This window comes from Streptomyces sp. NPDC057486, from assembly GCF_042802415.1.
Lineage (GTDB): Bacteria > Actinomycetota > Actinomycetes > Streptomycetales > Streptomycetaceae > Streptomyces > Streptomyces yanii.
Genome location: NZ_JBHVEE010000073.1, coordinates 23,413 through 48,596 on the forward strand (window position 1 = coordinate 23,413; position 25,184 = coordinate 48,596).

28 protein-coding genes and 1 tRNA gene are annotated in these 25,184 nt (G+C 68.0%); 23 read left to right on the forward strand and 6 right to left on the reverse strand.

The window, feature by feature from the left end; all coding sequences use genetic code 11:
- Positions 1-55 precede the first annotated feature (55 nt).
- Positions 56-865: an isocitrate lyase/phosphoenolpyruvate mutase family protein gene (locus tag ACFU6I_RS29080; RefSeq protein ID WP_384372021.1), complete on the forward strand. Its 810-nt coding sequence runs from the start codon at positions 56-58 to the stop codon at positions 863-865.
- 100 nt (positions 866-965) lie between these two features.
- Here the strand turns inward: ACFU6I_RS29080 and ACFU6I_RS29085 are convergent, their stop codons facing one another.
- Positions 966-1,121: a hypothetical protein gene (locus ACFU6I_RS29085; RefSeq protein WP_384372023.1), complete on the reverse strand. Its 156-nt coding sequence runs from the start codon at positions 1,119-1,121 to the stop codon at positions 966-968.
- Between the two features lie 469 nt (positions 1,122-1,590).
- Here ACFU6I_RS29085 and ACFU6I_RS29090 point away from each other — a divergent pair, with 469 nt between their 5' ends.
- Positions 1,591-2,646 (forward strand): magnesium and cobalt transport protein CorA, encoded by a 1,056-nt coding sequence (locus ACFU6I_RS29090; RefSeq protein ID WP_384372025.1) that lies wholly within the window; start codon positions 1,591-1,593, stop codon positions 2,644-2,646.
- A 214-nt stretch (positions 2,647-2,860) separates the two neighbouring features.
- Positions 2,861-4,111: a SpoIIE family protein phosphatase gene (locus ACFU6I_RS29095; protein WP_384372027.1), complete on the forward strand. Its 1,251-nt coding sequence runs from the start codon at positions 2,861-2,863 to the stop codon at positions 4,109-4,111.
- 201 nt (positions 4,112-4,312) lie between these two features.
- Here ACFU6I_RS29095 and ACFU6I_RS29100 read toward each other — a convergent pair whose 3' ends face one another.
- Positions 4,313-4,513 carry a hypothetical protein gene (locus ACFU6I_RS29100; RefSeq protein ID WP_384372029.1) on the reverse strand — a complete coding sequence of 67 codons (201 nt, stop codon included), beginning with the start codon at positions 4,511-4,513 and terminating at the stop codon, positions 4,313-4,315.
- Between ACFU6I_RS29100 and ACFU6I_RS29105 the strand changes: the two genes are divergently transcribed.
- From ACFU6I_RS29105 to ACFU6I_RS29125, 5 genes are all read left to right on the forward strand, one after another.
- Positions 4,499-4,630, forward strand: a complete 132-nt coding sequence (locus tag ACFU6I_RS29105) for a hypothetical protein (RefSeq protein WP_384372031.1) — start codon at positions 4,499-4,501, stop codon at positions 4,628-4,630. The two genes, ACFU6I_RS29100 and ACFU6I_RS29105, sit on opposite strands and share 15 nt — an antisense overlap.
- Positions 4,631-5,132: 502 nt before the next feature.
- A complete protein-coding gene (locus ACFU6I_RS29110; RefSeq protein ID WP_384372033.1) occupies positions 5,133-6,218 on the forward strand; it encodes a glycosyltransferase family 2 protein in 1,086 nt (361 codons plus the stop codon).
- Between the two features lie 799 nt (positions 6,219-7,017).
- Positions 7,018-7,146: a hypothetical protein gene (locus tag ACFU6I_RS29115; RefSeq protein WP_384372035.1), complete on the forward strand. Its 129-nt coding sequence runs from the start codon at positions 7,018-7,020 to the stop codon at positions 7,144-7,146.
- 633 nt (positions 7,147-7,779) lie between these two features.
- Complete coding sequence (locus ACFU6I_RS29120) at positions 7,780-9,084, forward strand: hypothetical protein (protein WP_384372037.1); 1,305 nt, start codon at positions 7,780-7,782, stop codon at positions 9,082-9,084.
- 360 nt (positions 9,085-9,444) lie between these two features.
- Positions 9,445-9,717, forward strand: a complete 273-nt coding sequence (locus ACFU6I_RS29125; protein ID WP_384372039.1) for a hypothetical protein — start codon at positions 9,445-9,447, stop codon at positions 9,715-9,717.
- Positions 9,718-10,570: 853 nt separating this feature from the next.
- Here ACFU6I_RS29125 and ACFU6I_RS29130 read toward each other — a convergent pair.
- Together ACFU6I_RS29130 and ACFU6I_RS29135 are read right to left on the reverse strand one after the other, a co-directional pair.
- Positions 10,571-10,780, reverse strand: a complete 210-nt coding sequence (locus tag ACFU6I_RS29130) for an e9imm peptide (protein WP_384372041.1) — start codon at positions 10,778-10,780, stop codon at positions 10,571-10,573.
- A gap of 20 nt (positions 10,781-10,800) precedes the next feature.
- Positions 10,801-11,268: an NUDIX hydrolase gene (locus ACFU6I_RS29135; RefSeq protein ID WP_384372043.1), complete on the reverse strand. Its 468-nt coding sequence runs from the start codon at positions 11,266-11,268 to the stop codon at positions 10,801-10,803.
- Between the two features lie 18 nt (positions 11,269-11,286).
- Between ACFU6I_RS29135 and ACFU6I_RS29140 the strand changes: the two genes are divergently transcribed.
- The 12 genes from ACFU6I_RS29140 to ACFU6I_RS29195 all read left to right on the forward strand — a co-directional run bounded on the left by ACFU6I_RS29140 (position 11,287) and on the right by ACFU6I_RS29195 (position 18,598).
- Positions 11,287-12,066, forward strand: a complete 780-nt coding sequence (locus ACFU6I_RS29140) for a GntR family transcriptional regulator (RefSeq protein WP_384372045.1) — start codon at positions 11,287-11,289, stop codon at positions 12,064-12,066.
- 138 nt (positions 12,067-12,204) lie between these two features.
- Positions 12,205-12,549 carry a hypothetical protein gene (locus tag ACFU6I_RS29145; protein ID WP_384372047.1) on the forward strand — a complete coding sequence of 115 codons (345 nt, stop codon included), beginning with the start codon at positions 12,205-12,207 and terminating at the stop codon, positions 12,547-12,549.
- Between the two features lie 2 nt (positions 12,550-12,551).
- The gene (locus ACFU6I_RS29150) at positions 12,552-13,910 is read left to right on the forward strand and encodes an FtsK/SpoIIIE domain-containing protein (RefSeq protein ID WP_384372049.1); all 1,359 of its coding nucleotides are present in this window, start codon (positions 12,552-12,554) and stop codon (positions 13,908-13,910) included.
- Between the two features lie 88 nt (positions 13,911-13,998).
- Positions 13,999-14,661, forward strand: coding sequence for a DUF2637 domain-containing protein (locus ACFU6I_RS29155; RefSeq protein ID WP_384372051.1), 663 nt, complete (start codon positions 13,999-14,001; stop codon positions 14,659-14,661).
- Between the two features lie 19 nt (positions 14,662-14,680).
- Positions 14,681-14,875 carry a mobile element transfer protein gene (locus ACFU6I_RS29160; protein WP_384372053.1) on the forward strand — a complete coding sequence of 65 codons (195 nt, stop codon included), beginning with the start codon at positions 14,681-14,683 and terminating at the stop codon, positions 14,873-14,875.
- 15 nt (positions 14,876-14,890) lie between these two features.
- Entirely contained in the window at positions 14,891-15,046 is a 156-nt protein-coding gene (locus ACFU6I_RS29165; RefSeq protein ID WP_329163099.1) for a hypothetical protein, read from the forward strand.
- Between the two features lie 24 nt (positions 15,047-15,070).
- Positions 15,071-15,382: a SpdD-like protein gene (locus ACFU6I_RS29170; RefSeq protein ID WP_384372055.1), complete on the forward strand. Its 312-nt coding sequence runs from the start codon at positions 15,071-15,073 to the stop codon at positions 15,380-15,382.
- A 91-nt stretch (positions 15,383-15,473) separates the two neighbouring features.
- Entirely contained in the window at positions 15,474-15,662 is a 189-nt protein-coding gene (locus ACFU6I_RS29175) for a hypothetical protein (RefSeq protein ID WP_384372057.1), read from the forward strand.
- Positions 15,659-15,886, forward strand: a complete 228-nt coding sequence (locus tag ACFU6I_RS29180; protein ID WP_384372058.1) for a hypothetical protein — start codon at positions 15,659-15,661, stop codon at positions 15,884-15,886. Before ACFU6I_RS29175 ends, ACFU6I_RS29180 begins: the two co-directional genes overlap by 4 nt.
- A complete protein-coding gene (repSA, locus tag ACFU6I_RS29185; protein WP_384372060.1) occupies positions 15,883-17,262 on the forward strand; it encodes a replication initiator protein RepSA in 1,380 nt (459 codons plus the stop codon). The genes ACFU6I_RS29180 and repSA overlap by 4 nt, the downstream gene beginning before the upstream one ends.
- Positions 17,259-17,447, forward strand: a complete 189-nt coding sequence (locus tag ACFU6I_RS29190; RefSeq protein ID WP_384372062.1) for a helix-turn-helix domain-containing protein — start codon at positions 17,259-17,261, stop codon at positions 17,445-17,447. The genes repSA and ACFU6I_RS29190 overlap by 4 nt, the downstream gene beginning before the upstream one ends.
- Positions 17,447-18,598 carry a tyrosine-type recombinase/integrase gene (locus ACFU6I_RS29195; RefSeq protein WP_384372064.1) on the forward strand — a complete coding sequence of 384 codons (1,152 nt, stop codon included), beginning with the start codon at positions 17,447-17,449 and terminating at the stop codon, positions 18,596-18,598. Before ACFU6I_RS29190 ends, ACFU6I_RS29195 begins: the two co-directional genes overlap by 1 nt.
- A gap of 68 nt (positions 18,599-18,666) precedes the next feature.
- Here the strand turns inward: ACFU6I_RS29195 and ACFU6I_RS29200 are convergent.
- Positions 18,667-18,742 (reverse strand) — tRNA-Arg (locus ACFU6I_RS29200).
- 641 nt (positions 18,743-19,383) lie between these two features.
- Here ACFU6I_RS29200 and ACFU6I_RS29205 point away from each other — a divergent pair.
- A complete protein-coding gene (locus ACFU6I_RS29205; RefSeq protein WP_384372066.1) occupies positions 19,384-21,165 on the forward strand; it encodes a class I adenylate-forming enzyme family protein in 1,782 nt (593 codons plus the stop codon).
- Here the strand turns inward: ACFU6I_RS29205 and ACFU6I_RS29210 are convergent, their stop codons facing one another.
- Positions 21,166-22,443 (reverse strand): M6 family metalloprotease domain-containing protein, encoded by a 1,278-nt coding sequence (locus tag ACFU6I_RS29210; RefSeq protein WP_384372068.1) that lies wholly within the window; start codon positions 22,441-22,443, stop codon positions 21,166-21,168. It abuts the gene before it with no gap.
- Positions 22,444-22,735: 292 nt separating this feature from the next.
- Here ACFU6I_RS29210 and ACFU6I_RS29215 point away from each other — a divergent pair, with 292 nt between their 5' ends.
- Both ACFU6I_RS29215 and ACFU6I_RS29220 read left to right on the forward strand, forming a co-directional pair.
- Positions 22,736-23,398 carry a TetR/AcrR family transcriptional regulator gene (locus ACFU6I_RS29215; RefSeq protein ID WP_384372070.1) on the forward strand — a complete coding sequence of 221 codons (663 nt, stop codon included), beginning with the start codon at positions 22,736-22,738 and terminating at the stop codon, positions 23,396-23,398.
- Between the two features lie 186 nt (positions 23,399-23,584).
- Positions 23,585-25,117: an MFS transporter gene (locus ACFU6I_RS29220; RefSeq protein ID WP_384372072.1), complete on the forward strand. Its 1,533-nt coding sequence runs from the start codon at positions 23,585-23,587 to the stop codon at positions 25,115-25,117.
- Positions 25,118-25,184 lie beyond the last annotated feature (67 nt).

A 25,184-nucleotide genomic window follows, 5' to 3' on the forward strand; every position in this document is an offset into this window, starting at 1 on the left:
CGCGTCGCGACACACTTCGGCGACGACCGAAGAGTCGCCCCTCTAGCGTTGAACCATGACCGACTCCGGCGACCTCACCGCCTCCGCCGCCTTCGCGGCGTTCACCGCTCTGCACCGCACGCCGGAGGCGGCGCCACTGCTGCTGCCCAACGCCTGGGACCACGCCTCCGCGACGGCCCTGGCCGAACAGGGATTCCCAGCCATCGGCACCACCAGCCTCGCGGTGGCCGCGGCGGCCGGACTGCCTGACGGCACAGGGGCGACGCGCGCGGACACACTGCTCCTGGCCCGGCGGCTGGGCGCAGGCCCGTACTTCCTCTCGGTGGACGCCGAGGGCGGGTTCAGCGACGATCCGTCGGAGGTGGCCGCGCTGGCCCGGGACCTGGCGGACGCAGGGGCGGTCGGCATCAATCTGGAGGACGGCAGGGCCGACGGCACGCTCGCCCCCATGGACCTGCACGCGGCGAAGATCGCGGCGGTGAAAGCCGCCGTGCCGCACCTCTTCGTCAACGCGCGCACCGACACGCACTGGCTGGGCGCAGAGCGGACAACCGGGACGATGCACCGGCTCGACGCCTATCAACAGGCGGGCGCCGACGGCCTGTTCGTCCCCGGCCTGACCGGCGCGGCGGCTATCGCCGCGCTGGTCAAGGGCCTCGACGCGCCGCTCAACATCCTCTACTCCCCGTCCGGCCCCACGGTTGCGCAGCTCGGCGACCTGGGGGTGAGCAGGGTGAGCCTGGGATCGCTGCTGTACCGGGCGGCGCTGGGCGCGGCGCTGGGGGCGGCGGCGGAGATCAGGGCGGGCCGGGCGGTGAGCGGAGACGTACCGACGTACACACAGGTACAGAACCTCAGCATGTGACCGCCCCGCACGGCTGTGTTTCACCGTGGCTCCCTGTCCGGTCCGGAGCGGTTGGACGACGCTCCTCACGGGGCAAACACTGCCGGTCACGGGACAGCCCTCAGCCGCTGCCGCCACGTCTGCGGCGTACTCGCGACACAATCCAGATCCCGACCCCGATGACGGGGAACACGATCAACGACATCGTCACCATGGCGATGGTCCCCGCGAAGAGGAACGCGACCAGCAACTCCCATATCGAGGGGTCCGGTTCCATATTCCGCCTTTGATCCAGTTGCGTAACGTTGCTCTGGCAACGACGCATGTGCAGATCCTGCCGGTTCCTCGAAGCCCCGGCATCACGCGCCTTCTGTTCGTGGGATTCCACGTCCTCGTGCGTGCCGAATGCGTTGCCCCGGGCGCGCACCCCATGTGTGCTGCGAGAACAGACGGCCCTGCCGCCCACTGGGACGACAGGGCCTTCTGCTGGTTTTCTGCGCCCCCGGCGGGATTCGAACCTGCGACACACGCTTCAGGAGTCCGACCGACTGCGGGCCGTGATACCTCCCCGGGGTACTCCGAATCGGCGCATGCCCGTGTGGTGAAGTGCCGGCCGAGACGGGCGCCGGCCCATGTTGCCCTGCGGCGTGAGCGGTCGGAGGCAACCATGGATGTAGGGCAGCCGCGGCGGGCGCCGTCGGTGGGCGAGCGGTGGTGCGCGTCGGCCGGACGCGAGGAGGAACGCCATGATCGTCGACTGCGCGCACTACCGCGACGGGCGCCGGCAGCAGGAGGGTCCGATGCCACTGGAGCAGGCCGCCGCCCGCTGCAGGCAGGGCGGCTTCGTCTGGCTGGGCCTCTTCGAGCCCGGCCAGGCGGAAATGGACAACGTGCGCAAGTGCTTCGGACTGCACGAACTGGCCGTCGAGGACGCCCGGACCTCCCACCTCCGGCCGAAGGCAGAGCAGTATGAGGACGGCACCGAGCTGATCATCCTGCGCACCGCTCGCTACGACGACGAGCGTGAGGAGATCGACACCGGCGAGATCAGCGTCTTCCTCGCGGAACACTTCGTGATCACCGTTCGCCAGGGCATCGCCAGCGAGCTGCACGGCGCCCGTGCCCGGCTCGAACGCCGCTCCGAGCTGCTGCGGGCCGGTACCGCCTCGACCCTGTGGGCGATCCTCGACCAGGTCGTCGACAGCTACGCGCCGGTCGTCGCGGAACTCGACCGCGACATCGAGCAGATCGAGGCCACGGTGTTCTCCGGGGTGGTGGCACCGACCGAACGGATCTACTTCCTGCGTCGTGAGGTCACCGACTTCTACCGCGCCGTGCACCCGCTGCTCGCCGTGCTCTCCCGGCAGCTGCAGCCCGGCAAGTACCCGGCCGAGCTTCTGCCGTACTTCCACAACGTTCACGACCATCTGCTGCTGGTCAACGAGGAGGTCGCCGCCCAGCGCGATCTGCTGACCACCGTCCTGGAGGCGAACATCGCAGTGGTTTCCGTCGAGCAGAACAAGATCAACCTCCAGCAGAGCGCCACGATGGAGCGGCTCACGATCGTCGCGACCGTGTTCCTTCCGTTGTCCTTCGTGGTCGGTTTCTTCGGGCAGAACTTCGCCTGGCTGGTCAGGCACATCGACAGCTTCACAGCGTTCCTCGACCTCACGGTCGTCGGACTGCTGCTGCCGACCCTGGTGCTGTACGTCTGGCTACGCCGACGGCATGGTCACCCGGCACCGCTGATGCCTGAGGCGAGCGACGCCGTCCCGCACACCCCGACGGCCTCCACGAAGTGAGGACGGCACCGGCCGATGGCGGTTCAGTACGGATGGATGTCCACCGGAAGGGCTGCCGGCCCGGTCATCAGGGCGTAGAGGGTGCAGCGGCGTGCGGGGCGGCGCGCGGCGGGCCGAAACCGAAGGCGACGGCTGCGACTGCGACTGCCAGGGCGAAGCCCCGGAGCGCGGCCGCCGGATGCTCCGTACATTGGAAGGGTAGGAGTTGGCGGGGATGCGTGTGACGTCACCGGAGATCGATTACAAGGCACTTTTCGCTGTCCATCCGAGTCCGTCTCTGGTGCTGGGCCCGGACCTGGTGATCGTCGCCGCCAACCACGCCTACTGTCGGGTGATAGGGCAGACGCGGGAAGAACTGGTCGGGCAGTACTTTTTCGATGCCCTACCGGTCAACCCCGCCGACCCGGACGTCGTAGCGTCCGTGAAGCTGACCGCGGCGTCGCTGCACCGAGTCCTCGCCTCTGGGCAACCGGACATCATCACGTTGCAGAAGTACGACATCCCCGTCGCCCAAGCCTCGGACAGGTTCGAAGAGCGGTGGTGGTCCGTATTCCACATTCCCGTTACCGGGCCGGACGGCAAGGTGGCATTGATCATCCACCGGGTGGAGGACATGACAGAGTTCGTCCACCCCTACCACGTCGACCACCACCCCCCGGGCCGAAGCGGGCGGGCGGAGGATGTGAAGGCCGAGCTGTATGCCAGGGCGCAGGAGTCGCGGCGGCTGACCGAGGAACTGCGGGAGGCCCATGCCCAGGAGCGGCGGGTCGCCGTCGCCTTGCAGGAGGCCATGCTGCAGTCGCCGGATCTCGCGCAACACCAGGACGTCGCTGTGCGGTATCTGCCGGCGGTGGCATCGCTGAATATCTGCGGGGACTGGTTCGACGTGGTCGACCTGCCCGGGAACCGTTTCACTCTCGCGGTGGGCGATGTGGTCGGGCACGATCTTGCGGCCGCGGCCGTCATGGGCATGCTGCGCAGTGCGTTGAGCGCCGCGAGCCGGTCGAATCCCGGGCCCGCGGGGGCGCTGGAGGTGCTGGGGATGTATGCCTGCTCGGTCGAGGGAGCACTGGCCGCCACGGCCGTCCAGGTGCTGATCAACATCGGCATGCGTCTGCTGGTCTACAGCACTGCGGGGCATCCGCCGCCCGTCCTGTTGCACGCCGACGGCAGCTGCGAGCTGCTGGATCAGGCCGCCGACCCGCCATTGGGCATTTGGGACGAGAACGTCCCTCGCTCGCAGGTCGCTCTCACGTACAACCATGGCGACGCCCTCGTTCTGTATACCGACGGCTTGATCGAGCGCCGCGGCGAGGACATCGATGTCGGTCTGGCCCGCTTGACGGCCGCCCTCGCCGCCTGCGCCGGGCTGAATGCAGAGCACCTCGCCGACGCTGCTCTGGGCCGACTCGGCGTCAGCGGAGGTTCACGTGACGACATCACCTTGGTCGTCGCCACCTTGTGACCGGCACGCGACGTCGGGACGTGGCGACCTTCTGGCCCGTATGTGGACCGGTCGTCAAACGTCGTCACCATCGACAGCAAGGATCTCGCAGCGACACGACATCGCGCCCATTCCGGGTCGGCGTTTCGCTGCGGTCGCCGGCCGACCCGTGGGCTTACGGCGGCCGACGACGGCAGACGTGCGGAACGCGTTGGTGACGGGTCAGGCGGGGGCGTCGGCGTTCTGCATGGGAGCCGCGAACTCCTCGGGGCCCTGCTGCCCTGCGGCGAGCGCAGCGGCAGCGACCGTGTCAACCTCGTCGCGGGACGACACGCCGAGGCAGAAGAGCGCCGGCGTGTGCGTGGTGGGGTCGGCGATCGGCGGCTTCGCGAACTCCGCGAACTTCTCGTGGCTGAGCAGCATGACGACGGCCTGCTCGCCGACCGGCATGCCGCGTCAACTTTTCGCGCCTACAGCACGGTTGGCATGCCGGGCATGCCGCTGCGGCTGCTCGACGTGATCTCCGTCACTCAAAAATGATTGAAGGTGGGACAACTGTGCGGGTGTGCCCCGCTTTGCGGTAGGTGGCTCGATCTCTCCCCCGGCCTGAGTCACGGTGTGGCCTCTTATGGGAACTGCGCGTGACAGTACGATTTGTCGGGCGTCGCGTGTAGATCACGTGAAGCTTTCATGGGGAATGCGGGCGGGGTCGTCCGGTCCACCGGTCGGTACGACCGTGATCTTCGCCGTCCGCAATGGGGTAAAAGGGGACATCATGTACGGACTTGCGGGTATCGGTCTGTCCGCCGCTGTGTACGGGGCGCCCTGTACGTCGCTCTGACGCGCTGCACTCAGTCACTCCGGATCGTCCACCGTGCCGCGCTGCCCACGCCCTTGACCGGGGGCGAATCACTCTCACCGTCGACCAACACAGCCCCTGTGCCTGAGGAGACGACTCCCGCCGTGATCTCGGAACCGGCCGCCGTACCCCTTTCCGAGACCCCGCCGATTCCATCTCAGAACGACTCCACAGGAAGCACCCATGGGGAAGCATCGAAGATCGGGCCTGAGGCCCGCCGAGATCCGCAACGTGATCGCCCTGATACCGGCCCACAATGAGGCCGACGCCATCGCGGACTCCATCCGGGGGCTGTACGGGCAGATCGTGCCCCCGCGGCGGGTCATCGTGGTCGCGGACAACTGCACCGACACCACCGTGGCCATCGCGGACTCCCTGGGGGCCGAGGTCTTCGAGACCCGGGGCAACCGGCACAAGAAGGCCGGAGGGCTGAACCAGGCCCTGGCCCGCCTGCTGCCCCATCTGCACGACGACGACGTGGTCCTCGTGACGGACGCGGACAGCGCGCTGGACCCCGGCTTCGTGGCCTGTGGGGTGGAGCACCTCGCGAAGGGCTACGGGGGAGTGGGCGGCACCTTCCGGGGAGGACCCGGCGGGGGCTTCGTGGGCCACCTCCAGCGCAACGAGTACGCCCGCTACTCGCGGGACGTGAAGCGCCTGGGCGGCAAGTGCCTGGTGCTCACCGGCACGGCGGCCATGTTCCGGGTGCAGGTGCTGCGGCAAATCTCCCAGGCCCGCCTGGAGGGCCGTCTCCCGGCCGGGGACGGGCTCGGGGGCATCTACGACACCTCGGTGCTCACCGAGGACAACGAACTGACCTTCGCGGTGCTGCACCTGGGCTACCAAGTGCTCTCGCCGGAGGGCTGCACGCTCACCACCGAGGTCATGCTGACCTGGAAGGCCCTGTGGGACCAGCGGCTGCGCTGGAAGCGGGGAGCGGTGGAGAACTGCGTCCAGTACGGCCTGACGCACATCACGTGGCGCTACTGGGGCCGTCAGCTCCTGAGCATGGTCGGCGTCCTCGTGACCGCCGTGTACCTGGCGACCCTCGCCTACGCCCTGGCCTCGCACTCGTTCCACGTCAACGAGTTCTGGCTCTGGGTCTCGCTCGTCTTCGTGATCGAGCGGGTGGTGACCGTACGGGAGCTCGGCTGGAAGCGGATGCTCCTCGCCGCGTCCATGTACGAGCTGCTCTTCGACTTCCTGCTCCAGGCCTGCCACGCCAAGGCGTACCTGGACTCCGTGTTCCGCCGTGAGCGCGCCTGGTAGCAGGTTGCTTCAGAAACTGTCAGAGATCATTTGGGAGGGACCCTTGTACAACAACCCTGCAACGACTGTGGGCGGTGGAGTGTTGGCCTCTACCGGTATCGGACTGATGACCAGCGTGTGGCTGGGCCTGACGGCCTTCGCCCTGGTGGCCCTGGGAACCGCTGTGATGCGGATAGTTCCCCGGGGCCGGAGCCGCGCCTGATCGTGATCCGCAAGACGGCCGTGGTGGCCCTCCTGCTCCTGGGAGTGGCCACCCCGGCCCGCCCGCCACGGCTCCGAGCACGCGCCGGACCCGAAGGGCACGGTGGCCGTCCAGAGCCTGGAGGGGCGATGAACAGCCGAGCACTACCTGCAAGTCTGTTGGTGGCGGCGAGGGTTGCGCCCACGGCCGTTCACCTGCGTTCATGGGCGGACGAGTGCCGGGGCGGTGTCCGCCGACGATCCCGCCCGTACGGCGATGAACGTAGCGGTGGAGCTCCTCCGCCGGCATGGCCGGCCGGTGCGCGGAGGGATGATCGAACCTGCCGATCGGACATTCACCTTCCTGCTCTTCCTCGCCGAGGACGGCAGCGCACCGGTGGCCTGCGCCGGTGTGCAGCGGGTGGTCGAGGAATCATCGCTTCAGGAGCGAGGTCGGCCGGTTTCCGGGGGGAGCTGCGGAGACCCACCCTGGGGCAAGTGAACGCTCGTGCACCGCTGTTGTCCCCGAGTCCCCGTTACTCCCCACTGGTTCTGGCACGAGAGTGGCACGGCAACGAGCCGGGTCGGTGCGTGCCGCCGGCGTCGCACCGGGGCCGTCATGGAGATCCTCGGGCACAGCCAGATCAGCATCACGATGGACGTGTACACGCACGTCGTGCACGACACGCTGCGGGAGGCGATCAGCCACCTGGACCGCCTGCTTGAGCGCCGTCTGCCGGGCACCTGAGCCGCGCCTGCCGTCAAATGGTGCAGTCAAAAGGCCCCGGACCACGATCGGTCCGGGGCCTTTGCCCTTGTGCCCCCGGCAGGATTCGAACCTGCGACACCCGCTTTAGGAGTTCGCGCCGACGGGCCGTCTGGAGCTCTCGTCCTTGCGTCCACGCCTCGTGAATGACTGTCTCGGGCTGCCCATGTCCGCTGTCGTTGATGTCACCTGGTGATGTCAGGACTAGGTGCGGACTTGAGGTGCCGCCGCATCGCGGTTCGCAGGGCTTCGAGTTCGGTTCGGGAAACGGCCGGCCCCACTGGGACTCGTAGGCCTCCTCGCCCAGTTCGTGGTCGATCCGGTCGAAGGCTCGGACCGCCGACCGTGCGAGTGCCACGATCGTGTGGCGTCCTGACCAGAGAACCGTCCCTGAGCTGTCCGGCGCACGGTCGTCGTCGGCCCTGACTAGACGAACATCGACCCCCGAACCATCCCGATGGAAGGACCACCGGTACACCTGCGGTTCCCCCTCCAACTCGGCGCGTGCGTCTTCCTCAGCCTGTTCTCAAGTTCTCAAGCCAGCCAATTGCGCAAAAACCTGAATCCCCGACCGATGCTGCCCCATACTGCTGAGAGCTCACGTTAGGGGTAGTGATGGGTATTGACGTAGTAGGTACTTTCGATTTCGATGAGCAGCCCGACGAGCTAGGGCGCGCCGATGCGCTCACGGAGGAGGAAATCACTGCGGTTGCCAGGGTAGAGGAACAGGGTTTCGCGTTCGTTACGACAATTGGCGATTCCCTGGTATTCAGCAAAAATGGCGGCGAAAGGATGTTCAAGCGTATTCTGCGTCAGGACGTTGCAGAAGTCGCCAAATTCTTAGGAGATGGCACGCGTGAACATGAAAATGCGCGCGGAATAGTAAGCTCAGCTAGCGATTACGTAGAGCTAGTGGTGCGGGAGGCTCGACGCGGCGGCCTCCCCCTAATCGCAGGCAGAAACCGCTGGGATCAAGGCTCTACCGAATGTGGGCATGAAATCGCATTCAGCAATGGGCGCTCCTTTCATATTTCCGGCCCTGGGGAGAAGGCCTGCCTCGAACTATCGCCCGCGTCTGCCACCGCCAGCTTCCTGCTCGCGGACGGCTATTCCGTCCGAAGCGCTGCGAACATAGGTCTGGGTTACACGCTTAAGATTTTCTTCTCGGAAGATCGAAGCGGGCGCGACCTGGCTCAAGAGGCGATAAATCTCACGGAACGCCTATGCTTTGAGCTCGATGCTGCCCATGGGATTCAACTGGTCGTCGTTCCTCGTGAGCGCTTCCGTGTGACGATTCCGCGCAGCCCTGTGCCCGAAAATGGCATAAGGGTTAGATTTCCCAAGATGCAACTCCCAAGGGAAGTGTCCGCCCTGTTTTCATTCGCGGGAGAGGCTGCAGACAATCCACCATTCATGTTTCTTTCCTACTATCAAGTACTGGAATACCATCTGCCACTGGCGGCGCGGAGAGAAGGCCTAAAATCAATGCGCCGCGAGCTGCAGTCGCTGAATTTCGACGAGAAGGACGATGCTTCCGTTCTGCGGCTTCTCAACTGTGCAGAAAGGAACAGGAATGCCGGTGAAGAGGATCAGATGAAGACACTCGTTGCAGCATGTGTGCGAAGGGACATACTGCGAGACTTTTTTGACGAAGGTGGCCACGGTGACTACTTCACTCGTCGAGGTCCAATAGCCGGAGTCCCGGCGATCAACGTGGCATCCACAAGTGAAACTTTGGAAATTCAGGTAGCCAAGCGCGTTTACGCACTACGCAACCGAATAGTGCATGCGAAAGACAATCCGAAGTACGCGGAGACGCCTGTTTTGTTGCCCCGTAGCAAAGAAGCGGGGCTCCTCGGTCCCGATATCCATCTGGCGCGGCTGCTGGCAGTAGAAGTGGTTATCGACAGTCAGGGATGAGCGCGATCACCACTCTTCGCGCTCGGGGGTGGCCATCATCGCCAAGGGCGCCTGGATGAGCTCCCGCTGTCGTCCAGGATCGCGCGTGTTGGCCAACCTGTGGCCAGGACGGAGCCCTAGGCGCGCTGGAGTGTTGCCGTGCCGCACGTCAGGGCGTATTCGGGACTGCCCCTCCGACCGGTCTTGAAAACCGTCGTGGCAGCGATGTCACCGTGGGTTCAAATCCCACACCCACCGCAGGTGAACGGCCCTTGACCAGGCAGGACGGTCAGGGGCCGCTCCTGCTTTCTCTGCCTGTGAGTGACCGTTGTTCCCCGGGGTTTCCCGCTCGATCGGGCACGGAAGGGGCATGCTGGTGTGATGACTCAAGAGCAGCCACCGCCTCGTGACGAGACGCTTCTTCAAGTGCTTCAAGATCGGGATGGACTGCCCTCTGAGGTTGTACTTGACGATGGCAAGAGGTTGACCGTCTTCAACATCGCTTGGGGGTACGACCTTGGAGACGAGTACGCCCACGTGACGACCAACATCAGTCCTGACGTCGAGGGCGCGAGCACGGACTTCTTCCAGACAGGCTCCGTCGTCGCCATTCTCGATCCCGTGAATGGTGCAGTGCTGTTTGAGGTCTCTTAGGGCTCTCCTGACTACCCGAAGCCGAACGCTTGCCTCAACCCACCACTCTCCCCAGCTCCCATCCCGTCCGCCTTCGACTCACATACCGTGGAGCGGGCGTGGTTCAGGGCCCCGGTGCCTCTCTGACCTGGGCATGCGTACCGGCCAACACGCTGAACTGTGGGTCACCTGTTAGCCGCTGTCGTGGTCTGTCATTGTTGAGTGCCCATGCACGGCCCAGCGACGTGGCTGGGGGATTCATCTTCGACCTGTTGGAGGAGCGGTGGACGATGAAGCCGAGCTGCGTGAGGCGGAGCGACGGTGGAGACGGAAGCTTCCATTGATCTTCCTCCTCGCGGGTATGGGCTCGTTCGTTACGTGGCTGTTCACCCACTAGCTCGATCAAGCCGCGCGTACCCTCTTCCCCTTGCCCACCACCGTCCCCAGCTTCCATCCCGTCCGCCTTCGGCCCACACACCGTGGAGCGGGCGTGGTTCAGGGCGTCAAGGTGGAGCGCGCCACTGTACGAACGACCTTGACGCCCTGGGCCGCGACTGCTCGGCTCTGCCTGGGTCGAAGGTGGTCGGGATGGGAGCCCACGACGCTCGCCACGCTCCGGCCGGCACTCGCGAACGGCGCCCCGTCCATCCCGGAGTCTGAGCGCCCCCGCCGGAGGCGTGTCTTGAAGCCGCGGGCTTGGTTCTCGTCTTATGCCCCCGGGCCTATCCACTGTGGGCGCGCGTCGGCGCAGCGCGCGCAGAGCGGGCCGAAGGCAGGAGCGTTGCGCGGAGCGGAGCCGGAAAGCGCGCCCGGCGGAGCGGAGCGCAGCCGGGTGCCTTGATGAAGTAGAGAAACTCTTACCGCGCCCCTTGGGTCACAGGGCGATCGGCTTGTACGCCAATGCTCGATCAACGACCTTCTCGGCGCTCAACTCGGGGTCGAAGTCCCAGTAGATGTAGTCGCTAACATCGGGGCACACGAGGCCACGCTGCAAGGCGTCAAGGATCTCGCCTTCTTCAGCTTCATCGGCTACGTCGGCATCCAAGAGGCGCTGGACAAGGCGGATCGCCTCGTCACGGCTCATGCTCCGGCGAGACTCCACGATCACTGCGCTGTAGTCAGCCGGCGGCCGTCGTGGCTCCGCACATGGGGCCCGTTTCCGTCCAGCGCGTCGAGTAGCCGTACCGCGTACACCTCGGCCATGCGCTCGGTGATCTCGTCCGGTGTGAGCCAGTCAACTGCCGTCGACTCGGCCGAGGTTCGTTCGGTGCCACCTGACGGCTTGCACCGGAACACCAGGGCGACGATGCCGCGCGTCGTGTTCTTGTAGACCCCTGTGAGCTCGTCGACCTCGACCCGGATTCCGGTCTCTTCCCAGACCTCTCGGGCCACGCCGTCCTCGGGGGCCTCGGTGAGTTCGAGGATTCCACCCGGCAGTTCCCAGGTCCCGTTGTCCGCGCGGCGGATTGCCAGGAGTCGCCCGTCCTCGCGCACGACAGCTCCCGCTACCGACACGGAGTGCAGTGGCGTTGACTGGGCTTCGCTGGCGCTGTTACTCATGTACAGGAGCATAGGAGAGTGAGAAGGACTATGGGAACAGCCGTAGGAGGTGGCAGGGCCGTACCTCGGTACGTTCAGATCGCCGACGAGATCATCCAGCAGATCCGGGCGGGCGTCCTTAATCCAGGTGACCTGGTGCCGAGCGAGTCCGAGTTGGTCGAGCGCTACGGCGTCTCCGGCGGGACGATTCGCAAGGCAATGGTGGAGGTCCGAGCCAGTGGGCTCGTCGACACTCGTCACGGCAAGGGCTCGATCGTGAAGGACCGGCCGCCCGTGCGGCTGCGCTCCTCGGATCGCTTCCGAGCATCGCATCGACGCGGCGGCAAGGCTGCGTACCTCGCCGAGTCGGCGCAGTCCGGCGCCGCGGCCAAGGTGAGCGTGCTTTACATCGGACCGATGGAGGCACCGGAGGAGATCGCCGACCGGCTCGGCGTTTCTGCCGGCACTCAGGTCCTCGCCCGGCGCCGCCTCTACTTCCGCAACGGCGTCCCGGTCGAGACGGCCACCTCGTACCTGCCGTGGGACGTGGTCAAGGACATCCCCGAACTGTTCGCCGAGAACCCCGGCCCCGGCGGCATCTACGCCCGGCTGGAGGACGACGGCCACGCCTTCGCCGAGTTCGTCGAGACGCTGCAAGCGCGACCCGCCGCCAAGGCAGAGGCATCCGAACTGGCACTGAGCCCCGGCGCACCCGTCGTTCACCTCCTCCGCGACGCGGTCACCGACGCCGGTCGTGTGGTGGAGGTCTGCGACACCCTCATGGCCGCTGACCAGTTCGTTTTCGAGTACCACATCCCCGCGTCCGACTGACGCCCGCTCAACTCCCCTCAACCCGCCGGGACTTCTTCGTCTCGGCGGGTTGACTCATGTACAGGAGTGATGCACTCTTCTTCATGTCACTCATATACATGAGTGACGGAGTCCAGCACTTCTAGAGGAGTGATCTCTGTGCGTCAGATCCCCGTCGACACCTCCGCCGCCTCCGTGATGGTGGCCCAGTCTCCGCAGCCGAAGATCAAGGACCGCCGCACCGGTGAGGTCGCCACTGACACCGAGACCGGAGCCACGCTGATGACCGTGAACGTGATGTTCGCGGCCAACGACACCGTGGAACTCCTGCCCGTGACCGTGCCGGAGACCGGCATCTCCGGCGAGCTGGCGATGGGTACGCCGGTCGCGCTCACCGGCCTGATCGCCCGGCCGTGGGAGCGAGATGGTCGGCACGGCATCGCCTTCCGTGCCGTCGCCGTCACCTCGCTGACAGCCGGTGCCACGAAGCCCAAGGCGGCCTGATTATGTCGTGGCTGACCGTCCTCCTGGTCCTGGTCGTCGTCACCGCGGGTTTCCTGCGGTGGCGGCGCCCCACCTGGTACTGGCTGACCTTCGGCGTCACCCTGGCCACGCTGCGCGTTCTGATTCGCTATGGCTCGGTCATGGACGCCTGCGGGCTGACCGTTCCTCCGTCCCGGTGGCGGATCGCCGTCGCCCGGATGGCCAACCGGCCCACTCCCGAGTCCCGTGCGCCGCGCATCCTGCGGGTTCGGCCGACCCGGACGGGCCTGGTCTTACGACTGGGGCTCCGCCCTGGTCAGGACGCGTTCGACGTGGCCGCGTCCTGTGACCGATTGCGGCACTCGTTCGCGATGTACGGCGTCACCTCGCGGGAGATCCGCTCGGGTGTCGTCGAGCTGCGGATGACCGGTTACGACATCCTCAAGCGTGTGCAGATGCCCACAAGGGTGGCCACTGCTCCGATGCGCGTTCCAGTCGCACTGCGCGAGGACGGTGCCGTGCACTACCGCGACTACCGCACCACTCCGCACGCCCTGACGCTCGGCGCCACGAAGTCGGGCAAGTCGGTCTACCAACGCAACCTGGTGGCTGAACTCGCGTCGCAGGAAGTTGCTTTGGTCGGCATCGACTGCAAACAGGGTGTGGAGCTGTTCCCGCTGGCCCGCCGGTTCTCCGCACTGGCGGACAACCCCGACACCGCCGCCGAACTCCTCGACGCGCTCGTCTCCCACATGGAAGGCGTCTATCAACTGATCCGCGCTGAACAACGCATCACCGCCGACGTGCCGGATGCGGAGATCGCCGCCGACATCTGGGACCTGCCCGACCGCCTGCGCCCGACCCCGATCGTCCTCCTGGTCGACGAGGTCGCCGAACTCGCCCTGTTCGCCACCAAGGATGAAGAGAAGCGCCGGGACCGGATCATCACCGCGCTCGCCCGCCTGGCCCAGCTCGGCCGCGCCGCCGGTATCTATCTCGAGATCTGCGGGCAACGCTTCGGCTCCGAACTCGGCAAGGGCATCACCATGCTCCGCGCCCAGCTCACTGGCCGCACCGCACACCGCGTCAACGACGAGACCTCCGCCAACATGGCCTTCGGCGACGTCGCCCCGGACGCTGTCCTGGCCGCGATCAGCATCCCGACCGAGACGCCCGGCCTCGCCGTAACCGGAGACTCGTCCGGCGGCTGGGCCCGGATCCGCACCCCGCACACCTCGATGCGCCAGGCCGTCAACGCCTGCAACCGGCACGCCCACCGCACCCCGGCCCTGCCCGGCCTCGCCGCCTTCCGGCCCGAGCTGCCCCCTGCGGTCTCGCTGGTCAAGATCCCGGCTCCGACCGAGGCGCCCGCCTCCGTCTGACCGACCCCGCACCCCGGTCGGCGCGACCGTCTCGCGCCACGTCCCTACCCCCGCCATGCCCAAAACGCCCCGCAAAGGAGGTGAAGACATGACCCGCTCTCTCCGCATCGACGCCGTTCTGGTGCAAGCCGGGATCGCCGGGGCCCTGTCCTTCGCCCACCTGCACGACCTCGCCGCCGCTGCCGGACAGACCGGATGGAAGGCATGGGCCTACCCGGTCAGCGTCGATCTGCTCCTGGTCGCCGCCTGGCGTCGACTGCGCAACGACGGTCCCTCTCGGCTGGCCTGGTGCTGGTTCCTGATCGCCCTCGTCGCCTCGCTCGGCGCCAACGTCGCCACCGCCGGGTTCCTCGACCTGGCCCACCCGCCCGCCTGGCTCCGCTTCGGCATCGCCGGTTGGCCCGCACTTGCCTTCCTCGGCGGCACGCTCCTCGCCCACTCACCGGCCGCCGTCGACCACGACCCTGCACCGGAACCCGAGTCGGTCGAGTGCGTGCCGGCCAAACCGGCTCCGGCGCCGGAGCCCGTACCCGTCGAGCTGCCGGAGCCTTCACCGGCCCTTCCCGTCGCCGAGCCCACTTCCGCCTCGGCTTCAGCCGTGCCGGTCCCGGCCGCTCTGGTCGACCACGCCCGCAAGGTCGCCGACGACCACCGCACCCGTACCGGCACCCCAATCGACACCGACATCCTGCGCGCCCGCCTCGGAGTACCCGCCCCAATGGCCGAGGCGATCGCCGCCCAACTCGCCTGACCGGAAAGGAGACCGCGCCATGGTCGCCCAAGACCACTTCCACTCAGTGATGCGGATCGGCCCCGTGCAGATCGGCACCCACCGCGACCGGCACGGCCGCACCAAGCACGCCGCCGTCTGCACCTCCGACCGCTGCGGCTGGTCCGCCGACTACTCCAGCCAGTCGGCCGCTCAGCTCGCCGCCCGCACCCACCGCTGCCGCATCACCGACTGATCGGAGACCACTGCCATGGACGTTCCGCTCTGGCTCGCCCTGATTGTCGTCGGCGCCCTCGGGATCAAGCTCATCCGCCCGCCCTGGTGGCTCGTCGCCGTGCTCCTCCTCGGCGGCTTCCTCCTCGCGGACAGCCTGCTCGCGCCGGTCATCGACACCGCCATCAAGTAGCGCACCACAGAAGGGAGATCACCCATGCTTCGCCCGAAGATCCCCACCATGCCGACCCCGACCGGCATCGTCACCCCGCCCCTCGTCGAGCCGACCGCCGTCGTCCAGCACACCCCGGCCCCGGCTCCCGTCGCCCCGGTGGCAACCACCCGACCCACGGTCCAGCTCACACCCGGCGCCTTGGTCGCCCTCGTCGGCGGCGGCACCGCCGTGGTCCTCGTCGTCGGCGCCGTCCTGGTCTCGATGCTCCTCGCGGTCGCCATCACTGCCGCCTCGGCCGCCGTCTGCGCCGTCGTACTCCGCTCGCTGCTCGCCTCCGAGACCAAGCGCCGCTGACCGGCCCCGGGGCGGTCTCAACCGCCAAGTCTTGCCCGCCCCAGAAGCCGTGCCCCTGCCCGAACCAAATGATCCGGAAGGAACACCCATCATGACCGACCGCATCACCACCCCCGTACGGGTCTGTGCGAATTGCGACGGCTTCCCCACCGTCCGGGTCACCCTCGGCGGCCGCGACCGCCACGGGAACCTGCGCACCATCACCGTCCACTGCCCGGCCTGCCACGGCACCGGCACCCGCCCGATCCGCACCGCTCAGCTGATCGGAGGCCGGGCGTGAACGACATCACCGTGACCGCGCACCTCGACACCGACACGACCACCCGAGTCGTCGCCTTCCCGGACCACGACTTCGTGAACGTGCGTATCGGCGGCGGTCCCGTCGACATCGTGCTCATCGCCACCCTCGGCACGGCCGATGCCCTGCGCGCCATCGCCACCGCCGCCACTCAGGCCGCCTGCGAACTCGATGGGCTGACGTCCCCTGCCGAGGTGAGCGTGTGAACGACACCGCCACCCTGGCGGGCCTGGACCCGGCCACTCTGAACGATGTCCTCCGGGTGGCCGGGTCCCCCGGCTTCGACCGCTGGAAAGACCAGGTGCACCGCACCGGGGGCTGCTCCGACCCGATCCACCTCACCGGCTGGACCCTCGCGAAGGACAAGACCACCGGAGAGACCCTGCGCCGCTACTCCACCGACACCGAGCCCGATGGACGACTCCGCGTAGCCTGCGGCAACCGCCGCGCCTCCCGCTGCCCTTCCTGCGCCTACACCTACGCCGGAGACACCTACCACCTCATCCGCGCCGGGCTTGCCGGAGACGAGACCAAGGACATCCCCGCCCAAGTCCGGGATCACCCACGTGTTTTCGCCACCTTCACTGCGCCCTCGTTCGGACCGGTGCACAACCGGCCCGACCGTGGCGTCTGCCGCTGCGGCATCCGCCACTCTGAGGACGATCCCGCCCTCGGTACTGCCCTCGACTCGTCGACCTACGACTACGCGGGCACGGTCCTGTTCAACAACCACGCCGGGCAGCTCTGGCAGCGCTTCACCACCCGGCTCCGCCGGGAACTCGCGGCCCGCGCCGGACTCTCACAGCGCGAGCTGAAAGACGTGCTGCGGGTCTCGTACGGCAAGGTCGCCGAGTTCCAGAAGCGCGGCGCGATCCACTTCCACGCCGTGATCCGCCTCGACGGACCCAACGGTCCCGATTCCCCGCCCCCGTCCTGGGCTTCGGTCGATCTGCTTACCGACTCGATCCGGGCTGCGGTCGCCCACTCGTACACCTCGATCACCGTGCCCGCCGCCGGAGACCAGCCCTGCCGGCCGTTCCGCTGGGGCCGCCAGCTCGACATCCGCCCGATCCGCGCGTTCGGTGACGGCTCTGACATCACGGAGCAAGCGGTCGCCTCCTACGTCGCCAAGTACGCCACCAAAGCGGCCGAGTCGACAGGCAGTCTCGACCGGCGCATCGGGAACCGGGAAGTCCTCGACCTCCTGGACGTGCCCGACCACCCCCGCCGACTCATCGAGGCCTGCCTCGACCTCGCCCCGCTTTACCCAGACCGCAAACTCGGCGCCTGGGCGCACATGCTCGGTTTCCGCGGCCACTTCTCCACCAAATCCCGCCGCTACTCCACCACCCTCGGCGCACTCCGCCAGATCCGCGCCGACTACCGCGCCGCCCAGGAGCAAGACGCCCTCGGTGACCCGGACACCGTGCTCGTCCTCGCCTCCTGGGAGTACGCCGGGCACGGCCACACCCCCGGGGAATCCGCTCTCGCCGCCTCCATCGCTCGCGACATCCAGCTCAACCGCGAAACCGCCCGCGAAGCCCTGCAAGACCAGCTCGCCCTGGAAGGAGCCGCAGCATGACCACCGCCACCGCCGAACTGCTGACCGTGCCCGAGGTCATGGCGCGGCTCAAGATCGGACGCTCCACGGTCTACGACCTGATCCGCTCGCGCCGACTGACCTCGATCACCATCGGTCGGTCCCGGCGCGTACCCGCGGACGCCGTACGGGACTTCATCACCCGCGAGATCGAGGAGGCCGCCTGATGGCCTCCCAGCGCAAGCGCAACCCCAACGGGGCTGGCACCATCACCAAGCGCAAGGACGGCCGCTATCAGGCTGCTGTCTACGTCCTCCAGCCGGATGGCACCCGTGCCCGCAAGTTCGCCTACGGCAAGACCTGGGCCGAGTGCGACGCCAAGCGCCGCGAACTGCTCGACAAGGTCGACCAGGGCGTACCCGTCCCCACCCGCTCGGCCCGGCTCTCGGAGTGGCTGCCGTACTGGCTGGACAACATCGTCAAGCCTCGGCGCAAGCTGAGCACGTACGACAAGTACGAGGCTCACGTGAGGCTCTACCTCGTGCCCATGCTGGGCTCGAAGCGACTGGAATCCCTTGGCGTCGCCGATGTCCGGCGCTTCATCGTCCAGCTGGAGAACAAGACGACCGCGGCCACCGCCAAGGAGTCTCACCGCGTGCTGCGCACGGCTCTCAGCGCCGCCTGCCGCGAGGAACTGGTGACCCGGAACGTGGCCGCCCTCGTCGAACCGCCGCGTGCCAAGTCCCGGGAGCTGAGCCCCTGGACACTCGACGAGACCCTGGACTTCCTCGCCGCCGCCCGTAAGGACCCGCTGTACGCGGCCTTCGTGCTCGCCATCGCCATGGGCCTTCGCCGGGGCGAGATCATCGGTCTCCGCTGGAGCGATATCGACCTGGACAGCCGCGTGATCTACGTCCGGCAGCAGACCCAGCGACGGCGCGGAGTCCTCTACGACGACGAGACCAAGAACCGCCGCCATCGTGCACTGCCGCTCCCGGCGATGTGCATCCCGCCGCTGCGCTGGCATCGGATGCGCCAGGTGGCCGCGAAGCAGCGTGCGGGGGAGTCCTGGGACGAGAACGGCCACGTCTTCACCACCCGCACCGGTCGCCCGGTCGAGCCACGCAACGTGTACCGCTCCTTCACCCGCGTAGCCGACTCCGCCGGCCTCCGCGTCGTCCGGTTGCACGACGCCCGGCACGGCTGCGCGACGCTCCTCACCGCGGCCGGGGTCGCGCCCCGCGTCGTGATGGAGATCCTCGGGCACAGTCAGATCAGCATCACCATGGACGTCTACACACACGTCGTCCACGACACGCAGCGCGAGGCCATCAGCCACATGGACCGGCTGCTCAAGAGGCGCCCCGGCCGTGAGTGACCGCCCTCGTTGATGTCAAAAATTGATGTCAAAGGCCCCGGACCATGATCGGTCCGGGGCCTTTTGCCTGGTGCCCCCGGCAGGATTCGAACCTGCGACACCCGCTTTAGGAGAGCGGTGCTCTATCCCCTGAGCTACGAAGGCGGGGATCTGTCGGAAACTGTGCCTCACTCGATCGAACAGGTGAACGAGTCATGCAGATTCCCACAGGGTTGCGGTGGCGCAGCTGAAGAGGCCTGAGCCGCCGCGGACAGTGTAGCGGGTGGGGTGCGGTCTGCACTTGGGGTTGTCGGGTGGCTGCTCCCGGCGAGGGTGAGCTGGTGGATCAGGCGCAGATCAGGCGGCGGCTTGATTGATCCTGGCGCGGCTGACGGAGATGTTGAGCCAGGCGTAGCCGATGTCGATGAGCAGAGCCGCCTTCGCTCCGTACGAGGGAACTCTCCTGTGGGGGTGGCTCTGGTCGAATCGCGATGCGTGGATTCACTGTCCTGGCGGAAGCCTTTCGGGCGTCGGCCTGTGGGGGGTCGCCAAGCCGTGTCCGCAGCCACCCTTCTGCCCCCCGGCTCCAATGCCGGAGATTCAGGCGTCTGCGCTTCGTTGCCTTCTGCGCGGCGGGGGTGGTGCAGGGCGACGCGCCTGAGGGTGAGCGGTTGTCCACGGCTGGATGACCGGACGGTCCCGTGCAGCGGGGCAGGTGGAGGGGGAGCGCGGGGCGGTGTCTTGACGGGGGGTGGGGGCGGGCATAGCGTCGCGGAGTCCTGAGCAGGCGCTTGGAAAGGTCGTTCGTGCCGCACACCGATCCGACCTCCGCCGCTTCCGCAGCTTCCCCGTCCTCCACCGACTCGCCCTCCGCTGCCGCAGTGTCCGCCGCACGGATCGACGCCGCGCTCACCGGACCCGGCGCGCCGTTCGCTGTCGTGCGGGCTCAGGACGGCGCGCAGGCGGGCTCTCTCGTCTACGCGAGCGGGCCCGGGACCCTCCGCGAGTTCGTCGAGACCACCTGGGCCTTCGGGGACCAGGCGTTCCTGATCGGTGCCGAGCGCAGCTACTCGTACGGGGAGTTCTTCGCCGCCGCATCCGCACTGGCATGCCGGATGACCGAGGAGTACGGGCTTCGCCCCGGCGACCGGGCCGTTGTCGCGATGCGCAATCACCCCGAGTGGCAGATCGCCTTCTGGGCCGCGCAGTTGGCCGGTCTGGTCGCCGTACCGCTCAACGCCTGGTGGACGGAGGGCGAGTTCGCGTACGCGCTCGACGACTGCGAGCCGCGGGTGCTGCTGGTGGACGGTGAGCGGCTGCCGCGGGTCGCCGCCTGGGCGGAGAAGGCCGGGGCGCGCGTCGTCGTCTTCCACCACCGGGACGGCGCGGTGCCGGTGGGGGCCGAGCGGTACGAGGACCTGCCCGCGCCCGACCCGCTCGCCGCACCGCCCGAGGTCGAGATCCGGCCCGAGGACGACGCGACGATCATGTACACCTCGGGCACCACCGGGCGGCCCAAGGGCGCTGTCGCCACCCAGCTCGCCCAGGTGGGGGCCGCACTCAACCCGCGGTTCCACGCGGCCGCCTCCACGCTGGCCCGTGGGGTCATTCCGGGACAGGGGCCCGCCCCGGTCACGTTGATGACCTTTCCGTTCTTCCATGTCGCCGCGTTCACCGGTTTCTACGCGGCGATGGCGGCAGGCGGCTCGCTGGTGCTCATGCGGAAGTGGGATGCCGGGGAGGCGCTCCGGCTGATCCGGGAGCACGGCGTCACGCACTACGCCGGCGTCCCGGTCACCGCCCTTCAGCTGCTTGCCGCCGCCGAGCGGGCGGACGACCGGCTGGAGAGCCTCCAGATGCTGAACACCGGTGGCGCCGCCGCCCCGCCCGACCTGGTCGCACGGCTCACCGCCCGCTACGGCGAGCGGATCGAGCCGCGCAACGGCTACGGCCTGACCGAGACCAGCGGCGGCGTCCTGGCCAACTTCGGCGCCGACTACCGGCTCCACCCGGGCAGCGTCGGCCGGCCGACGCCCGTCACCGAGGTGCGGATCACAGGTCCCGCGGGCGAGGCGCTGCCCGAGGGGGAGATCGGCGAGCTGTGGCTGCGCGGCCAGTCGCTGGTCCGTGGCTACTGGCGCGATGAGGTGGCGACTGCCGAGGCGTTCACGGACGGCTGGTTCCGGAGCGGCGATCTCGCGCTGGTGCGCGACGGGCGGGTCAGCATCGTCGACCGGATCAAGGACATGGTGATCCGCGGCGGCGAGAACGTGTACTGCGTGGAGGTCGAGGCCGCGCTCCACGAGCACCCGGACGTCGAGGACGCGGCGGTGCTGGGGGTGGCCCATCCGGACCTGGGAGAGGAGGTCGCCGCGGTCGTCCGGCTGCGGCCCGGTGCCACCGTCACGGCCGACGAGCTGCGGGCGTACGTCGGGCGGAGTCTGGCCGCCTTCAAGGTTCCGGCCCATGTCCTCGTGCGGGACGAGCAACTGCCCCGGAACCCGACCGGGAAGATCCTCAAGCGTGAGCTGCGCGGGGTGGTCGACGAGGAGGTCAGCGCCCTCAGGCGCAGCGAGGAGGGGGCGTGATCAGGAGCGGGTGACTCGGACCCGGTAGTTCCCCCTGGAGTCCTTGTCGACGACGGATATGCGTATTCCGTTGGTCCGGTCGGTGAAGGTCTGGCCGGGCCGGAACGGGGCGTCGGAGAGCTCGGCATGCACATTGGGCAGCCGCGTGCAGCCGCCGCTGTCCTTGGTGCTGTCCACGACGGAGATCGGACCCTGCCCCGTGTCGACGTCGGAGCTGACCTTGTAGATCAGCACGCCGGGCCGGCAGATCGCCTGGTCATTGCCCGCCTGGGTCCGTACCTCCATCACGTAGCCGGATTCCGCGGTCAGGGGCACGAAGGCCAGCTTCCGGCCGCCGCGGGTGGCAAGCGGCGTGAGGACGTGGTCGGTGGTGCCCGGCTTGGACGCGCAGCTGACCTGGTTCCTGTCGAGCCAGCCGAGTTTCCACTTGTGCCAGCCGAGGAAGTCGTTGTTGGCCCCCCAGTCCTCGGACATGATGTCCCAGTGCCCGACCGAACCGCCGCCCTCCGTGGTGTAGAGGTCGGGCAGGCCGAAGATGTGGCCGTTCTCGTGCGGCAGGACGCGGTAGCCGGTCTGTGCGTACGAGCCCGAGCCGTCGTCCTGGCGGCTGTAGATGAAGGACGTGTTGGAGAGCGGGGCGCCGTCCGCGAGCGGCGCGTCATCGTTGCCGGAGAAGGTCACGGACAGGACGGTGTCCAGGGCGGAGGGCCCGGCGTTCGGTGTGACCAGGATGTTGACCAGGTCGTACGCGCCGAAGTTCACCTTCCGGTCGGCGACGGCCACGATGTCCTGGACCAGGTGCCGGTAGCCCGGCTCGTACGGTGAGCCGCGGTCTATCCCGTAGGCCGGGAACGGCAGAGGCATCCGAAGCCAGCTCTTCACAGGGGCCTCGGGGCGGTAGATGAGCCGGCCGTACGAACTGGTCCGGAACCAGTTGGTGGTCTGCGGGAAGAATTCGGCGAGCCGTTTCATCGCCGACCCCGCTCCCGGCGCGTCCGGGAAGTCGATCATCAGGTTCAGTGCGTGGATCTGGCCCGTGGAACGGGCGTACCCCGTCGATGTCGGCATCCCCTCCGACATCTGCACGCCCATCGTCGCGGATATTCGGCACGGTCCGATCCCTGCCACCTCGGTGCTGCCCACTGGCCCCGCGCTGGTGTGGCCGGACGGCGGGAGCACGCTGCTGGCCGAGGCCAGTGCCCCGATGACCAGGACACTTGCCCCCGCCAGTGCGACCGGGTGGCGCTGGCTGCGTATCCGGCGGCGGGGCTGCTGCATAGAGGCGCCTTCGGGGTCCGCGGCAGTCGGCCGACCCTGACTGCCCTCTCTGATCACCCTCGGGCGGGCGGTACGGCGCCGCCCGTTGGGTGCGCCGATCGGTGTAATTTCCCGCCCACGAGATGTGGCCCAGGTCACATCGGGGTGGGAAATAACCGGGGATGGATTCCCCGTTTGAACCTGGTGTCCCCCGCTAAACGGGGAGGCGGTCCCCGGTTGCGTGAAGTTGTGCGCACAGGGGCCCAGCAGGAACGACCAGGAAGACCCGGAAGAGGAAGAGAAGGACTGTCTCGTGAAAACCGCTGCCCGCACCGCCGCCGGAACCGTGCCGCGCCGTACGCCCCGCCCGCGGGCCGACGCGCTGCGCAACCGGGAGCGGATCGTCGTGGCCGCGCGCGAGATGTTCGTCGAGTTCGGTCCGGATGTACCCCTCGACGAGGTGGCCCGCCGCGCAGGCGTCGGCAACGCCACGCTCTACCGGAACTTCCCCGACCGTGCGGCACTGACCCATGAGGTCGTCCTCTCGGTCACCTCCCGCACCACTGACCGTGCGGAGGAGGCGGTGGCCGAGGAGGCCGACCCCTTCGCCGCGCTCTGCCGCTTCGTGCACGCGGCGGCCGACGAACGCATCGGCGCGCTCTGTCCGATGCTGTCCGGCGGCTTCGACAAGGACCATCCCGAACTGCTCGCCGAGCGTCGCCGCCTCGAAGAGGCCGTCGAAGGGCTCGTGGCGCGCGCCATGTCCGCGGGGCGCCTGCGCACCGACATCGCCGTCGGTGACGTACTGGTCGGCCTCTCCCAGCTCACCCGGCCGCTGCCCGGCATCGCCTGCCTGGACATCGACCGATTCACCCACCGTCATCTCCAGCTCTTCCTGGACGGACTGGAGGCTCCGGCCCGGTCCGAACTGCCCGGGACGGCGGCGACCTTGGAGGATCTGCGGCATCGCTCATGACGCCCGTGCCCGGCTCCTGAGGCAGGCTCCGGGCCGTCTGTCCGCCATGCCCTCACCACCCGACTTACCTCACGTCCACTCCCCTCACCCTCATCTCTCCCGCTTTCACCGCTGACCGGGTGCACGTTTTCACGGTCACGGATCACGACTCCTCGCGTCCATGCGCGTCCTTAGGTGGCTACCCCCATGTCAAAAACAGCTGATATCCGACTTCCCGACCCCAGTCGCTGGAAAGCGCTGGCCTTCATCGCGCTCGCGCAGCTGATGGTCGTGCTCGATGCCACGATCGTGAACATCGCGCTGCCGCATGCCCAGACGGCACTGGGCATCACCGACGCCAACAAGCAGTGGGTCATCACGGCCTACGCCCTGGCCTTCGGCGGACTGCTGCTCTTCGGGGGACGGATCGCCGACCTCTGGGGCCGTAAGCGCACCTTCGTCGTCGGTCTGATCGGCTTCGCGCTGGCCTCCGCACTCGGTGGCGCGGCGCAGAACCAGGGCATGCTGTTCGGCTCGCGTGCGCTCCAGGGTGTCTTCGGCGCCCTGCTGGCCCCGGCCGCACTCTCCTTGCTCGCCGTGATGTTCACCGACGCCAAGGAGCGCGCCAAGGCGTTCGGCATCTACGGGGCGATCGCCGGTGGCGGTGGCGCCGTCGGCCTGATCCTCGGCGGCTTCCTCACCCAGGCGCTGAACTGGCGCTGGACGTTCTTCGTCAACATCCCGTTCGCCGTCATCGCCGCCGCGGGCGCGTACTTCGTGATCCGTGAGCCGGTCGGCAGCCGTAACCGCTCCCCGCTCGACATCCCGGGTGTGGTCCTCTCCGCGCTGGGTCTGGTCTCGCTGGTGTACGGATTCACCCGTGCCGAGTCCTCCGGCTGGTCGGACCCGCTGACCATCGGCATGTTCGTCGCCTCCGGTGTGCTGCTCCTGTCGTTCGTCCTGACCGAGGCCAAGGTCGCGTCGCCGCTGCTGCCGCTCCGCGTGGTGATGGACCGCAACCGCGGTGGCGTCTACCTCTCGCTGGGTCTGGCCATCATCGCGATGTTCGGGCTGTTCCTCTTCCTGACGTACTACCTGCAGGTCGTGAAGGGCTACTCGCCGATCAGGACGGGCTTCGCCTTCCTCCCGATGATCGCGGGCATGATCACCGGTTCGACGCAGATCGGCGCACGGCTGATGACGCGGGTCCCGGCCCGCAAGCTGATGGGTCCGGGCTTCCTGACCGCCGCCGTGGGCATGCTGCTGCTGACGCAGCTGGAGATCGACTCCTCGTACGCGGCGCTCATCCTCCCGGCGCAACTCCTGCTGGGTCTGGGTATGGGTACGGCGTTCATGCCGGCCATGTCGCTGGCCACGCACGGGGTCGAACCGCGGGACTCGGGTGTCGCGTCCGCGATGGTCAACACCTCGCAGCAGGTCGGCGGCGCGATCGGTACCGCGCTGCTGAACACGATCGCCGCCTCGGCCGCGACGGCATACGCCACCTCGCACGCCGCGCTCGGCGCCACCGACCCGCAGCTGCTGAAGCTGCAGTCGATGGTGCACGGCTTCACCGGCGCCATCTGGTGGGCGGTCGGCATCCTGGTGGTGGCCTCCGCGATCGCGGTGACGTTCATCAACGCCGGGCGTCCGTCGACCGCCCCGGCCGGCTCCGGTTCGGGCTCCGGTGACGCCGATGGCGTCGAGGACGAGTTCAGGGTGCCGGTCGTCGCGCACTGACGCGGGACGCGCGAGGTGAAGTGATGTGAAGACGGGTCTGCCCCGGTTCCGCTCGGCGGAACCGGGG

Bases quoted from the DNA above. Each gene is read 5' to 3' on its own strand.
- ACFU6I_RS29155 (WP_384372051.1), top strand. From the start codon at position 13,999: ATGACCCGCTCTCTCCGCATCGACGCCGTTCTGGTGCAAGCCGGGATC.
- ACFU6I_RS29100 (WP_384372029.1), bottom strand. From the start codon at position 4,513: ATGCTGCTCAGCCACGAGAAGTTCGCGGAGTTCGCGAAGCCGCCGATC.
- ACFU6I_RS29090 (WP_384372025.1), top strand. From the start codon at position 1,591: ATGATCGTCGACTGCGCGCACTACCGCGACGGGCGCCGGCAGCAGGAG.
- ACFU6I_RS29115 (WP_384372035.1), top strand. From the start codon at position 7,018: ATGGAGATCCTCGGGCACAGCCAGATCAGCATCACGATGGACGTGTAC.
- ACFU6I_RS29160 (WP_384372053.1), top strand. From the start codon at position 14,681: ATGGTCGCCCAAGACCACTTCCACTCAGTGATGCGGATCGGCCCCGTG.
- ACFU6I_RS29135 (WP_384372043.1), bottom strand. From the start codon at position 11,268: ATGCTCCTGTACATGAGTAACAGCGCCAGCGAAGCCCAGTCAACGCCA.
- ACFU6I_RS29210 (WP_384372068.1), bottom strand. From the start codon at position 22,443: ATGCAGCAGCCCCGCCGCCGGATACGCAGCCAGCGCCACCCGGTCGCA.
- ACFU6I_RS29095 (WP_384372027.1), top strand. From the start codon at position 2,861: ATGCGTGTGACGTCACCGGAGATCGATTACAAGGCACTTTTCGCTGTC.
- ACFU6I_RS29125 (WP_384372039.1), top strand. From the start codon at position 9,445: ATGACTCAAGAGCAGCCACCGCCTCGTGACGAGACGCTTCTTCAAGTG.
- ACFU6I_RS29195 (WP_384372064.1), top strand. From the start codon at position 17,447: ATGGCCTCCCAGCGCAAGCGCAACCCCAACGGGGCTGGCACCATCACC.
- ACFU6I_RS29170 (WP_384372055.1), top strand. From the start codon at position 15,071: ATGCTTCGCCCGAAGATCCCCACCATGCCGACCCCGACCGGCATCGTC.
- ACFU6I_RS29175 (WP_384372057.1), top strand. From the start codon at position 15,474: ATGACCGACCGCATCACCACCCCCGTACGGGTCTGTGCGAATTGCGAC.
- ACFU6I_RS29150 (WP_384372049.1), top strand. From the start codon at position 12,552: ATGTCGTGGCTGACCGTCCTCCTGGTCCTGGTCGTCGTCACCGCGGGT.
- ACFU6I_RS29130 (WP_384372041.1), bottom strand. From the start codon at position 10,780: ATGAGCCGTGACGAGGCGATCCGCCTTGTCCAGCGCCTCTTGGATGCC.
- ACFU6I_RS29220 (WP_384372072.1), top strand. From the start codon at position 23,585: ATGTCAAAAACAGCTGATATCCGACTTCCCGACCCCAGTCGCTGGAAA.
- ACFU6I_RS29080 (WP_384372021.1), top strand. From the start codon at position 56: ATGACCGACTCCGGCGACCTCACCGCCTCCGCCGCCTTCGCGGCGTTC.
- ACFU6I_RS29140 (WP_384372045.1), top strand. From the start codon at position 11,287: ATGGGAACAGCCGTAGGAGGTGGCAGGGCCGTACCTCGGTACGTTCAG.
- ACFU6I_RS29085 (WP_384372023.1), bottom strand. From the start codon at position 1,121: ATGGAACCGGACCCCTCGATATGGGAGTTGCTGGTCGCGTTCCTCTTC.
- ACFU6I_RS29165 (WP_329163099.1), top strand. From the start codon at position 14,891: ATGGACGTTCCGCTCTGGCTCGCCCTGATTGTCGTCGGCGCCCTCGGG.
- ACFU6I_RS29190 (WP_384372062.1), top strand. From the start codon at position 17,259: ATGACCACCGCCACCGCCGAACTGCTGACCGTGCCCGAGGTCATGGCG.
- ACFU6I_RS29110 (WP_384372033.1), top strand. From the start codon at position 5,133: ATGGGGAAGCATCGAAGATCGGGCCTGAGGCCCGCCGAGATCCGCAAC.
- ACFU6I_RS29120 (WP_384372037.1), top strand. From the start codon at position 7,780: ATGGGTATTGACGTAGTAGGTACTTTCGATTTCGATGAGCAGCCCGAC.